This window comes from Agrobacterium sp. DKPNP3, from assembly GCF_052686535.1.
In genome coordinates this window covers 1-10,103 of record NZ_JBQYSN010000132.1, presented here as the reverse complement: position 1 = coordinate 10,103, position 10,103 = coordinate 1, and the positions used below count along the sequence as shown (strand labels likewise).

The window sequence follows — 10,103 nt, the reverse complement described above, 5'->3', positions numbered from 1 at the left end:
CACCAACTGGCGCAAGCCGCTCGCGTGGAACGCCAAGGCTGCAAAGGAAGGCACCCGCCCCTTTGTGTTCTGCGCTTCACTGGCTGACGTGTTCGATAATGCCGTTCCCGAAGAATGGCGCCGGGATCTATTCGATCTTATCCGCGCCACGCCGCAGCTTGTCTGGCTGCTGCTGACGAAGCGTCCGCAGAACATCGCCAAGATGGCCGAAAAGGCCGGTGGACTGCCGGAAAATGCAGCGATCGGAACCACGGTTGAGGATCAGCCGCGGGCGAATATCAACGTGCCGGCATTGCTGCAGGCGAGCTTTGATCTATGGCACGCCAACACCCGCCCACTCTTCTTGTTCCTGTCGTGTGAGCCGCTTATCGGGCCAATCGACCTGATTTCGAGCCTCGGCGGCACGCAATGGATTGGAGGCCAGCGTGGTTGCGATGGCTTCCACCGTCACAACGGCCGGCCGGGCGAGATAATCCACGGCGTCCAGCACGACTGCAATCCAAATCATCTTCATCATCACCATGACGAACGTTGCCACATGGGAATCGATTGGGTCATTGCCGGCGGCGAAACCGACCAAGGCGAACACAAGGCGCGGCCGGCGCATCCGAATTGGGTTCGCAGCCTGCGCGACCAGTGCGCGGCGGCCGGCGTTGCCTTTCATTTCAAGCAATGGGGCGAGTACGTGCCGCAGCTCGGCTCGGTCACACTCGATGATGACCCGGAAATCAGCCGGTACGATTGGATGGAGTGGACCGGCGAAGAATGGGAACACTGGCATAAGCCCATGTGGTGCGACGAGCTGGACCCCGACCACAGCATGATACGAGCCGGCAAGCGCAAGACTGGCCGCTTCCTCGACAGCATCGAGCATAACGCCCGCCCCGCCGTCCCTGCCCTCACCGTGAAACCCTCCGCAGCCTGAAAGGCGACCCGATGACAGAACTTATGTTTCTTCCCTCCGCTTGGATGGATGAGTACGTTCCAGACCCACAAACGGACGTCAACTTGTTCATTTTCCGCGACGATTCGGGCACTTGCTATCTTCGCCCCGTGGAAGATCAACATGACGGCGAGGCCTACAGCCAGGTGCTGAACCATGGCGATATCGTTATGTTTGATGAACATCGCCAATTCGGTGATTTCACGCTCACAATCAATGAAGATGGATCATGGGAGACGGACTCCCCAATCCCTACCGACGCAACATGCATTCGCGTGGACCGCGATACCGATACGCTTCAGCCGTCGATACGGGAATTGATCAGCGAAAACGACTTGCAAGCAGGCGTCCACCAGATCGACGCCTATTGGTGGTCCGGCTACGAAACGCCGCGCAGGTTCATTGTTGACGGCGATACCGCCCGATTCGAGCGCATCGAAGGGCAAGCACAATGAGCCGCGACGATCTGGCAAAAGCAGCCCTGAAACTCGCAAACGCGGTTGAACATGACATGAACGGCACGATGGGAAAGGGCGGCAATGGCGGCCTGCTTTCCGATACGACCTTGCGCGCCGCCCATGAAGTCCACGCCATCTTAAGCCGACCCGACCACCGACACGCTGACGATATCGCCGTTGATCTGTTTGCTGCTGCGATGAAATCGAAGTTGGAGAAGAAGCGTAGCGGCGGCCTCAATATCTGGCGCGACAACGAAAAGTGCAGCCAAGCATCGCTATCGCAGGCGCTCGCCCACCATGTCCAGAAAGGCGACCCTATCGACGTGGCGAATTTCGCGATGATGCTGCATCAACGCGGCGAAACTATCGTGAACGACTTCGCGCCTATTGGAGTGCGGTGCGAGGGCTGCGGATCATCAATGACGGATGAGCAGCTAGCTGCGGAGAAGGCGAAGCGGCCGGCTCTGATTTCGTGCTGCCCCGAACGCAAAATGATTTTCGTCTACTCGACCCCGCTTGCAGGATCGAAACAAGGAGCGGCCGCATGAGCATTATTAATGCATGGAAGCCGGAAGAAGACGTTGTCCTGCACCAGGCGCTAGGCAAGCTTGCCGAGGAATGCAGCGAGCTGGCGAAGATCGCAACGCGCTGCATGATCCAAGGCTATGCGGAAGCCGATCCGGTCACTGAAAAGCTCAACCGCACTCAGGTCATGGAGGAAGTCGCGGACGTTCGCGCGGCAATGCGTTGGCTATTCGATGTGCTGGACATTCCGTTTAAGGGCGAAAGCCAGCGTGAGGCTCGGAAATTCGACGGCTTTAAACGATGGGAGGCCATGCTTCGCGCTAAGCCAAATGTGCGGCAAACGACCCTCTCTGCATCCGAAGAAATCGAACTCGCAGCAGCACGGCCGGCGCATGACATAGACATGGTAGAGGCGCTTGAAATGCATCTGGTAAGGCTTATTCGCGCCCACCCAAACAGGGCTGCACTTGCCGCATTCGATCCCGACACGCGCATGTGGTTTGTCGCTCAACTAACCGGCATAGCCAGCGGCCGCATTCCCCTTACCGACATAGAGGCATTGGTAGCTCGCCACCTACCGTCAGCGACGGCAGAACAGGAGATTTCGGCATGACCGCATCCAGCAAGCTAAAGTCACAGCAGCTTTCCGTGAAGATTCACGAAGGCCAGCTCCAGATATCTATTGGTGTCGCCCTTCTTGCGTACGCAACCCAATATCAGAACCACTGGCCAGAAGACTTTTACGTCAGCGATATCGACAAGTTTGCCAAATCGCTCGCTAGGCAGCTTAAGCGGGAGCAGGAAGACGGCACTACCCCTGTCCACCGGATGCTGGACGATGCTGCACAGGAGGTTATTGAGCAGGGCGACGATGGCGTAGATGAAGGGAATGTTGAAGCAGGTATAGCACTCGCAAAGGCAATACTGGACGCAAAGGACGATGCGCCGCCCGTACTAGTTGATGCCTTTGTTCCGCCTTTGGAAGCCAGAGGGTCTGTTTCGGGCAGTACTGTAAGCATTGAGCTTGAAGGAACCGTCGATCAAATCGACGCGGCGATAGATGAGATATTAGGGCATTACCCCGCGCCGGCTTATGGCACTTGGTTCAACTGGCCCCCCGGCCTGCTTTTTAGTTCCGGCGAAAAGAAGGGCAAACCAAACACTCACCTTGCACCCGTCGATCTAGGAGGAGGGCGCTGGATCGCACGCGGAACCCGCTCGACGTCTAGCGACTAAACGGGGACTGGCTGATTTTGCCAGCGGAGAAACGCCATCACCGAGGAAACTTTGTGACACCGCTTGCAGAATCACACGGAATCACTGTTACCTGTAACCATCATGCAAAACACACGCGCACCCATCAGTAAAAGAGTTGCCGCTCACCGGGAAAGACAGACTGCCGCAGGACGTGCGGAGGTCAGCGCATATATGTCAGTTGAGCTGGTTGCAGAAATAGACAGGATCAAACAGGAGCGTGGGGCATCGTCCCGCGCCCCGATTTTGGAAGAGGCTGTTAGGCTTTATATAGAACAAACAAGGGCATAAAGTAAAAAGCCCCACCTTTGGCGAGGCGGGGGCTTTTTGGATAAGTAGTCAAAAACGATTTTGAAACCGTCGAACAGTTTCAAGATAGTTCAGAATTAAGGAACTCGCAAGATGTTAGCGCTTGCGGGAACGCTGATTTTTTGTCTGCTGTCCATGCCCTCTTGAGAGAGGACAAAGGAACCATGTTCCAGCAGATTGGCGCGGTGCAGGCAAAATCCGGCACCAGACGAACCGGCGCACCCGTGCGCAGAAATTCCCGCCTGAAGGGCAAGTGCGAGGCGGTATTCTGGAAGCCCCTGCCCCGGCACGAAGCCCGCGAAATCCTGCTTGCCGCGCGCAAGTACGAGCTGGCGATGAAACAGCCAGGTAAGCGCACTGGACCGCTCGGCCACGTCGCGCTTGAAGTGCTGGACTACCTCACTAATCTTGTTGATTTCGGAAACGGCCGGCTTGATCCGTCCATCAGCACCATCATGGAAAAGGTCGGCCGCGCCCGAGCTGCGGTATGCCGCGCGCTCGATGCACTCCGCACCCACGGCTTTGTTGATTGGTTGCGCCGCTATATCCCAACCGGCAACGAGGGCGCAGGCCCGCAGGTGCAGCAGACAAGCAACGCCTATCGTTTGAGCCTGCCGGCGCGCGCCAAGGCGCTTCTTGGCAAGTATGCGAGGAAGGCCGCCCCCCTGCCCGACGACGCCGTACAGGCCCGTCAGGAACGGCAAGACGCTATCAAGGTGCACATGGACAGCCTGTCGCCTGCCGACCGTCTAAGGGAGACTGTAGAAGACAGGGCGCGCGCAGAGCAATTGGCGGGCTATGTGGAGCGGGCAGCGCAGAACCGCGCCCAGCGCGCCGAGGAAGGCCGCCAGACGCCGGCAGCCAAGCAGATGCAGTTTCAATACATCCAGCCGGCGACGGCGAACCCTGCCATCGAGCGCATCCGCAAAAATTTCGAGGCACGAAAGGCCGAAAAGCTTTTGAATGAGCGTGAGTTCACTGAAAGAACTGAATCCGGTCCTGATTTTTATAATCCTGCGGATTAGTAAGCGGACGCCGCTTGTTCGGTCCGCTATCGCGGCCCTGCGGCGGTTCCGAACCGCGTTAAAGTGCGGTTCGGCGGCAACCTATACGCAGTTTCAGGACCATTCGCACGCTCGGATAGGCATTTTGGCTTATGAGAGGTCGCAAGGGGAAATCTTGAAGAGAATATTATTCCAAATCGCCCGAGGTGGCGTCTTGCGATGCACCTTTAAGGCGAGAGATTGTCAGGCGGCTGGTGCCGAATTTTCGGGCCACTGCGGCTATGCTGGTTCCGGCCGCCAGATCGGCAAGCGCCACCTGTTTTTGCCGATCAGTCAGGGCGGGCGGCCGGCCGAAACGTTTTCCCTTTTCGCGCGCCCTTGCCACGCCTGCTTGCGTGCGCTCAATATTCAAATCCCGCTCGAATTGCGCGACGGCGTTCAGGACGTTCATTGTCATGGTGCCGGCCGAGCTGGTGAGATCGAGGCCACCCAGCTGGAGGCAATGCACCCTCACCCCGTTTTCAGCGAGCATCTTGACCGTGCTGCTGACATCGATGGCGTCACGGCCGAGGCGATCCAGTTTTGTGACGATCAACACGTCGCCCGGCTCCATCCGGTCGAGTAACTTCATAAAGCCAGGTCGCTTCGCAGCCGGCGTACTGCCCGAAATCGTTTCGGATATGATCCGGCGCGGCTCGACCGAAAAGCCAGCGGCCGAAATTTCGGTAATCTGGTTTTCGACGGTCTGCCCCGTGGTTGACACTCTGACATAAGCAAACGTGCGCGACATAGCTCTTTCCCTGTTCAAAAGTGTCCCGTTCTTTTTGAGCATGCAAGAAAGTCGGGATAGGCACTTTTGAGCAGAACCACCCTCCCCTGTCTATAACCGGACGGTTTTGGGCATGTTCGTTGATCCTTTTATGTCGAGCCATTAGGGTGCAGTAGACGACGGCGGAAGGGTTTGGGGGGCTGAATGGGCAAGAGACTTGAAAGACTGTCAGATCAAGATTTTTTCACGCTGCTGGCGAAGGCTGATGATTTCGCGATAGTCATAAAGAGCGCGATAATTATCGAAGCCGAAATAGAGGAATTGTTTGCGGCAGCACTTCCTAATCCGCGTCATCTTTTCGGCTTGAGACTGACATACGAATTCAAGGTGACGTTGGCGGTTGCGGTTGGATTAGATGAACGGTTTCTGCCTGTTCTGAAAGCATTGGCGAGCATCAGGAATGATTTCGCCCACAAGCTGAACGTCGGTTTCGAGCTAGATGATCGGGCGAGAAATCTCTACGCAACATTTCATAAATATGATCGCAAGTTAGTTAGAGAGAATTACGAGGCGCTTTCCGAAGGTCGCGGGACCGCCTTCGATGATCTAACAGCATCCGACCTTTTCATCATGTCTGTGATAACGCTACGAGCAGCCATCATTGCAGCGACGCGAAAGGCGAAATCTCCTGGACAAACCAGTTCCTCGGCGATCCTGCCCAACGCCCTCAAAAACTAGGTGTTTCGCGGTTCAACGAAAATGAAGCGTGACATCGCTTTCAGCAGGCCGCACGCCAATGTTTATCTTATACCTGATTTGTGCACAAACCGGATAAACCTAGAAATCCGGTAAGGGCGAATATCCGATTTTTCTAAATATCCGGTGTGAGTAGAAATCCGATTGATATTTAAACCCGGTTTGTGCTTATATCAGGTTAATTCAGTTACCGGATTTAAAAATTAATCAGATATCAACTTATACCGGGTATCTGAATGAACCAGATAATTATTTAAGCCGGAGTTCCATAATGCCCGTTGTCGTTATCGCCTCATCGAAAGGCGGTGCAGGAAAATCAACCACCGCTGTACTACTAGGCACAGAGCTTGCCCGCAAAGGCGTACCCGTTACAATGCTAGACTGCGACCCTAACCACTCATTGAGCATATGGGCAGGTAAGGGAACTTTGCCCAGTAACATTCAGGCGCTGACCGATGTCACGGAATCCAGCATCGTGAAGACGATCAAGCAACATGACGTAGATGGTGCAGTTGTCATCGTTGACCTTGAAGGCGTCGCCTCGCGCATGGTGTCGCGCGCAATATCACAGGCCGATTTGGTGTTGATCCCTATGCGCGCCACGATCCTTGACGCTACCATTGGCGCACAATCGCTACAGCTCATCGCGGAAGAGGAAGAGGCGATAAACCGGGAGATTGCGCATGCAGTCGTTTTTACAATGACGCGCGCCATTCGCTCGAAGCAGCAAAACGGAATTGAAGCCTCTTTAAGGGAAGGGGGAATTGATATCGTGGAGCCACCGCTCATGGAGCGCGCCGCATTCTCCGCACTATTCGAGTTCGGCGGCGATCTGCATTCGATGGAAACAAAACAAGGCAACATGTCATCAGCAATCGAGAACGCCGAGGCATTCGCCATGGCCGTTTACAAACGTCTAACCGAGGCACTGAAATGACCGATTTCAAACTTGATCTAGGCGCGCTGAAACGCACCGCTAAACCGGCCAGTGAAGCTGCAATTGCGAAGGCCGACGCGGCAGGCGAGGCGAGGGGATTTGTTGACCGCTCACCGCGCGGAAGGCCCGGCAGAAGGAAGAGTGAGCGAACCGGCCAGGTGCACGCCAAGGTGCTGCCTCACGTCTCGGACGAGATCGCCGAGGAAGCTGCTCGTCGAGGCGTCGTGCAGGGCGTCATCATTGAAGAAGCGTGGGCACTTTACAAGGAGAGCAAAGTATAATGGCTTCAAAGGTTCGAAATGGTTACATCGCACCAACACCCAAAGGGGTAAACTATGTCGTGGACGGAGTAAGCCCGTCAGGCGTCTTCGTTCAACACATGGTCGGAGCTAAAGTGGAGCTGCATTACGCAGGTGAGGGCGCAGGGGTAGCGCTGGGAGAGTTCCACCTACCAAATGATCCTAAATTTTTGCGAGATATCGCAAAGGCTATCACCAGCGTAGCGAAAGAGATTGAGGATTCCCGTAAACCGCGTTGAGCGGGATTTGAATTCAAAGGCCGGCCGGCAACGGGCGGCTTTATTTTTGTCAGCAAAAAACTTACACCACCCCTTGCATTATGTAAGCAATAAGCTTACATTCCCCTTGTCCAAAACAGAGAAAGAAAGGGCGAGAAATGGTGTAAGGAGATGAATTTTGATAAAGACATTCAAACATAAGGCGCTAAGCGAGTTTTTTGCCACAGGCAAAACGGCAAAAATCGACCAGAAGATGCTAAGTCGCATTAAAGTTCGATTGGATCGCTTGGAGCAGGCGACGACAGTAGGCGAAATGAAGCTACCCGGCTTCGACTTTCATCCTCTAAATGGGTTTAACCCCACGAAATACACGGTGCATGTCAACGGTCCGTGGTGCATTACCTTCGAGTTTGATAACGGCGATGCATATAACGTTGATTTCGAGCAGTACCACTAATGGAACCAGCACCAGCCATACGCTGTTCGTATGGCTGGTGCTAAAGTTGATAGAGACGACACCCCCGAGACGTACACAGTGAAGTGCACGTCTCACAGTTAGGAGACGAGAATGGCTTATGAGGTAGAGAGGCCCCTGAAGAGGTGCCCATCTCATCCGGGCGCATTACTCAATGATATCATCCCGGAGACTGGGAGGAATAAGGTAGAGATAGCTAATATGCTGGGCATTTCCCGGCAGCAGCTGTACGATATTCTTAATGAGAAGAAGCCCGTATCGCCCAACATCGCGGCGAGACTGGGAAAGCTGTTTGGAGACGGAGCCGCTATTTGGCTTAGGATGCAGGCAGCTTACGACGCTTGGCAGGCAGAACATACCGTGGACCTGAAGGACGTGCCCACCTTAGAAGTTGCCTGACGCGGAGCCCATGACCAACAAGAAAGCCGCTCACCCTCATGAGCGGCTTTTTTGTATCTTGGCGTCTACCGGCGATTGCTTGACTCCTTTTGCATATGAGAACATTCATAGAACAAAAAGGAAGGATCAATGCCCGCGCCGCTCCTGAAATCATCCGAAATTCAAACGACGATCAGGAAGCCGCTAAGCTGGCCTATGCTGATTTGCTATCAAGGTGAATGGCAGGTTTGCTACAAGGCAAAGGGAAAGCTTGACTGGCGCACCGTCATTGCATGGGTGTACGGCCGGGAAAGCATCTTCTTTTGCGAAGTCGGGCAGGAACAGCATGTCGTGGATTTGCCAGACCCGCAAAAGGTGCCGTTCTTCGACACCAAATTTCCTTTCACCGTCGATGAAATAACGGGCGAGGGCTTTCGATGCATGGAGCTTGCCGGCGCTGGCAACATCATGGCGGCGAATGCCGCCTATCAGGTCTATAAGCAAAATATAAACGGCATCGTGCGGCTGCGACATGGCGGCCGAATAGTGCGGCGATCCGATGAAGAAAAATAGTCACTAGAAATCTAGGTCATCATCTGGCGAAACAGACAAGTGCGCTTCGTGGACGGCATCGATAAAAGCCGCCCGCGCATCTTCCGGTCGATCATCCAAGCCGTTTTCCAGCACGGCCGAGCATACCATGAGCGCAGTGACATAAGCTTGCCCATCCGTGCTTGCCGGCCATTTGTCGAGCAGGTATCGCGCCATGTCCGTGACCGTTTCGAAAGTTTCGAAGTCACCCGAATTGATCGTTACCGGCTCTATCCTGAATTCGCTCATAGGGCGAACATACACCAAAAGCCGCGCCGTTTAATCAAGCCGGTACACGTCCGCGTTATCCTGCCGTTCTCTAAGCCCCTTGTAAGCCGCATGGCGTAGTTTGCGATCTGGCGTCATCTGCCGGAACTCAATTTCCGCAATAAGCGTCGGCTGCACCCAAACGACCTCGCGCCGGCCAGCATAGGGCAGGGGCGGTTTTTTCTTCCGCCAAGGCAGTTTATCGAACATCCGGCGCAGCTCGTTTGCCGCGCGCTCTTTAAAGCCCGTGCCAACGCTTCCAACATAGCGCAGCTCGTCGCCGTCATAGGCGGCCAGCAACAGCGAAGCAAAGCCGCCGCTTGCCGACATGGAGGGTTCATATCCCACGATCATGAACGGTTCTGACTGGACGCATTTCACCTTGATCCAGTCGCCAGTTCTTCCGCTCCGGTAGGGGCTATTTCGATCCTTGCCGATGATGCCTTCCAGCCCGAGGCGGCAGGCATGGTCGAGCATCAAACCGGGATCGTCTGTTTCCACTTCTTCCGAAATTCGGATAGCACCCTCAAAACCGGCCAGCATTTCTTCAAGCAGGTGGCGGCGGCTCCTGTACGGCAGCTCGCGCAGATCGCGCCCGTCGAGGTAAAGAAGATCGAAGGCGTATAGTAGGGCATTGCCGGCCGTCTTCTTGCCACTACGCGCACCCACGGCACCCAAGCTGTTCTGTAGCGCATTAAAATCCGAGCGCCCTTGTTCGTCCAGGACGACCGCTTCGCCGTCAATGATGAAAGAAGCCGGCCCGAGGTCGCGCGCCGCTTGCTCGATAGCGGGGAACCGTGCAGCCCAATCATAACCGCCGCGCGTCAATATCCGGACACCGTCCGCGCCGGCGTGCACTGCGAGGCGATAGCCGTCCCATTTTATTTCCCATCCCCACTTATCGCCCGAGGGCGGCTTTT

At 55.3% G+C, this 10,103-nt stretch carries 17 protein-coding genes; 14 read left to right on the top strand and 3 right to left on the bottom strand.

Annotation, left to right across the window (positions count from 1 at the left end; all coding sequences use genetic code 11):
- The 7 genes from ACUTJJ_RS23375 to ACUTJJ_RS23345 all read left to right on the top strand — a co-directional run.
- On the top strand, positions 1-925 hold a 925-nt coding region (locus ACUTJJ_RS23375; protein ID WP_445543591.1), incomplete at its 5' end, for a DUF5131 family protein.
- An 11-nt stretch (positions 926-936) separates the two neighbouring features.
- The gene (locus ACUTJJ_RS23370; protein ID WP_445543590.1) at positions 937-1,398 is read left to right on the top strand and encodes a hypothetical protein; all 462 of its coding nucleotides are present in this window, start codon (positions 937-939) and stop codon (positions 1,396-1,398) included.
- The gene (locus ACUTJJ_RS23365; protein ID WP_445543589.1) at positions 1,395-1,949 is read left to right on the top strand and encodes a hypothetical protein; all 555 of its coding nucleotides are present in this window, start codon (positions 1,395-1,397) and stop codon (positions 1,947-1,949) included. The genes ACUTJJ_RS23370 and ACUTJJ_RS23365 overlap by 4 nt, the downstream gene beginning before the upstream one ends.
- The gene (locus ACUTJJ_RS23360; protein WP_445543588.1) at positions 1,946-2,539 is read left to right on the top strand and encodes a hypothetical protein; all 594 of its coding nucleotides are present in this window, start codon (positions 1,946-1,948) and stop codon (positions 2,537-2,539) included. Before ACUTJJ_RS23365 ends, ACUTJJ_RS23360 begins: the two co-directional genes overlap by 4 nt.
- Positions 2,536-3,162, top strand: a complete 627-nt coding sequence (locus tag ACUTJJ_RS23355) for a hypothetical protein (RefSeq protein WP_445543587.1) — start codon at positions 2,536-2,538, stop codon at positions 3,160-3,162. Before ACUTJJ_RS23360 ends, ACUTJJ_RS23355 begins: the two co-directional genes overlap by 4 nt.
- A gap of 102 nt (positions 3,163-3,264) precedes the next feature.
- A complete protein-coding gene (locus ACUTJJ_RS23350; protein ID WP_223565293.1) occupies positions 3,265-3,471 on the top strand; it encodes a ribbon-helix-helix protein, CopG family in 207 nt (68 codons plus the stop codon).
- 182 nt (positions 3,472-3,653) lie between these two features.
- Entirely contained in the window at positions 3,654-4,514 is an 861-nt protein-coding gene (locus ACUTJJ_RS23345) for a helix-turn-helix domain-containing protein (RefSeq protein ID WP_445543586.1), read from the top strand.
- 166 nt (positions 4,515-4,680) lie between these two features.
- Here the strand turns inward: ACUTJJ_RS23345 and ACUTJJ_RS23340 are convergent, their stop codons facing one another.
- Positions 4,681-5,283 carry a recombinase family protein gene (locus ACUTJJ_RS23340; protein WP_445543585.1) on the bottom strand — a complete coding sequence of 201 codons (603 nt, stop codon included), beginning with the start codon at positions 5,281-5,283 and terminating at the stop codon, positions 4,681-4,683.
- 183 nt (positions 5,284-5,466) lie between these two features.
- Here ACUTJJ_RS23340 and ACUTJJ_RS23335 point away from each other — a divergent pair, with 183 nt between their 5' ends.
- From ACUTJJ_RS23335 to ACUTJJ_RS23305, 7 genes are all read left to right on the top strand, one after another.
- The gene (locus tag ACUTJJ_RS23335) at positions 5,467-6,000 is read left to right on the top strand and encodes a hypothetical protein (protein ID WP_445543584.1); all 534 of its coding nucleotides are present in this window, start codon (positions 5,467-5,469) and stop codon (positions 5,998-6,000) included.
- 289 nt (positions 6,001-6,289) lie between these two features.
- On the top strand, positions 6,290-6,955 hold the full coding sequence (locus ACUTJJ_RS23330) for a ParA family protein (RefSeq protein ID WP_182590998.1): 666 nt from the start codon (positions 6,290-6,292) through the stop codon (positions 6,953-6,955).
- Positions 6,952-7,236, top strand: coding sequence for a chromosome partitioning protein ParB (locus tag ACUTJJ_RS23325; RefSeq protein WP_445543583.1), 285 nt, complete (start codon positions 6,952-6,954; stop codon positions 7,234-7,236). Before ACUTJJ_RS23330 ends, ACUTJJ_RS23325 begins: the two co-directional genes overlap by 4 nt.
- Positions 7,236-7,493 (top strand): hypothetical protein, encoded by a 258-nt coding sequence (locus tag ACUTJJ_RS23320; protein WP_445543582.1) that lies wholly within the window; start codon positions 7,236-7,238, stop codon positions 7,491-7,493. Before ACUTJJ_RS23325 ends, ACUTJJ_RS23320 begins: the two co-directional genes overlap by 1 nt.
- Positions 7,494-7,650: 157 nt before the next feature.
- Positions 7,651-7,929 (top strand): type II toxin-antitoxin system RelE/ParE family toxin, encoded by a 279-nt coding sequence (locus ACUTJJ_RS23315; protein ID WP_182590995.1) that lies wholly within the window; start codon positions 7,651-7,653, stop codon positions 7,927-7,929.
- Between the two features lie 111 nt (positions 7,930-8,040).
- On the top strand, positions 8,041-8,346 hold the full coding sequence (locus ACUTJJ_RS23310; RefSeq protein ID WP_445543581.1) for a HigA family addiction module antitoxin: 306 nt from the start codon (positions 8,041-8,043) through the stop codon (positions 8,344-8,346).
- Positions 8,347-8,475: 129 nt separating this feature from the next.
- On the top strand, positions 8,476-8,898 hold the full coding sequence (locus ACUTJJ_RS23305; RefSeq protein WP_445543580.1) for a hypothetical protein: 423 nt from the start codon (positions 8,476-8,478) through the stop codon (positions 8,896-8,898).
- A gap of 3 nt (positions 8,899-8,901) precedes the next feature.
- Here ACUTJJ_RS23305 and ACUTJJ_RS23300 read toward each other — a convergent pair whose 3' ends face one another.
- Positions 8,902-9,165 (bottom strand): DUF982 domain-containing protein, encoded by a 264-nt coding sequence (locus ACUTJJ_RS23300; RefSeq protein ID WP_445543579.1) that lies wholly within the window; start codon positions 9,163-9,165, stop codon positions 8,902-8,904.
- Positions 9,166-9,195: 30 nt separating this feature from the next.
- Positions 9,196-10,103, bottom strand: a 908-nt coding sequence (gene ligD / locus ACUTJJ_RS23295; RefSeq protein ID WP_445543578.1) for a non-homologous end-joining DNA ligase, incomplete at its 5' end; no start/stop codon positions are given.

Excerpts from the sequence above, each read along its gene's own strand:
- ACUTJJ_RS23370 (WP_445543590.1), top strand. The coding sequence starts at position 937 with ATGACAGAACTTATGTTTCTTCCCTCCGCTTGGATGGATGAGTACGTT.
- ACUTJJ_RS23355 (WP_445543587.1), top strand. The coding sequence starts at position 2,536 with ATGACCGCATCCAGCAAGCTAAAGTCACAGCAGCTTTCCGTGAAGATT.
- ACUTJJ_RS23300 (WP_445543579.1), bottom strand. The coding sequence starts at position 9,165 with ATGAGCGAATTCAGGATAGAGCCGGTAACGATCAATTCGGGTGACTTC.
- ACUTJJ_RS23310 (WP_445543581.1), top strand. The coding sequence starts at position 8,041 with ATGGCTTATGAGGTAGAGAGGCCCCTGAAGAGGTGCCCATCTCATCCG.
- ACUTJJ_RS23335 (WP_445543584.1), top strand. The coding sequence starts at position 5,467 with ATGGGCAAGAGACTTGAAAGACTGTCAGATCAAGATTTTTTCACGCTG.
- ACUTJJ_RS23345 (WP_445543586.1), top strand. The coding sequence starts at position 3,654 with ATGTTCCAGCAGATTGGCGCGGTGCAGGCAAAATCCGGCACCAGACGA.
- ACUTJJ_RS23360 (WP_445543588.1), top strand. The coding sequence starts at position 1,946 with ATGAGCATTATTAATGCATGGAAGCCGGAAGAAGACGTTGTCCTGCAC.
- ACUTJJ_RS23320 (WP_445543582.1), top strand. The coding sequence starts at position 7,236 with ATGGCTTCAAAGGTTCGAAATGGTTACATCGCACCAACACCCAAAGGG.
- ACUTJJ_RS23330 (WP_182590998.1), top strand. The coding sequence starts at position 6,290 with ATGCCCGTTGTCGTTATCGCCTCATCGAAAGGCGGTGCAGGAAAATCA.
- ACUTJJ_RS23305 (WP_445543580.1), top strand. The coding sequence starts at position 8,476 with ATGCCCGCGCCGCTCCTGAAATCATCCGAAATTCAAACGACGATCAGG.
- ACUTJJ_RS23365 (WP_445543589.1), top strand. The coding sequence starts at position 1,395 with ATGAGCCGCGACGATCTGGCAAAAGCAGCCCTGAAACTCGCAAACGCG.
- ACUTJJ_RS23340 (WP_445543585.1), bottom strand. The coding sequence starts at position 5,283 with ATGTCGCGCACGTTTGCTTATGTCAGAGTGTCAACCACGGGGCAGACC.
- ACUTJJ_RS23350 (WP_223565293.1), top strand. The coding sequence starts at position 3,265 with ATGCAAAACACACGCGCACCCATCAGTAAAAGAGTTGCCGCTCACCGG.
- ACUTJJ_RS23325 (WP_445543583.1), top strand. The coding sequence starts at position 6,952 with ATGACCGATTTCAAACTTGATCTAGGCGCGCTGAAACGCACCGCTAAA.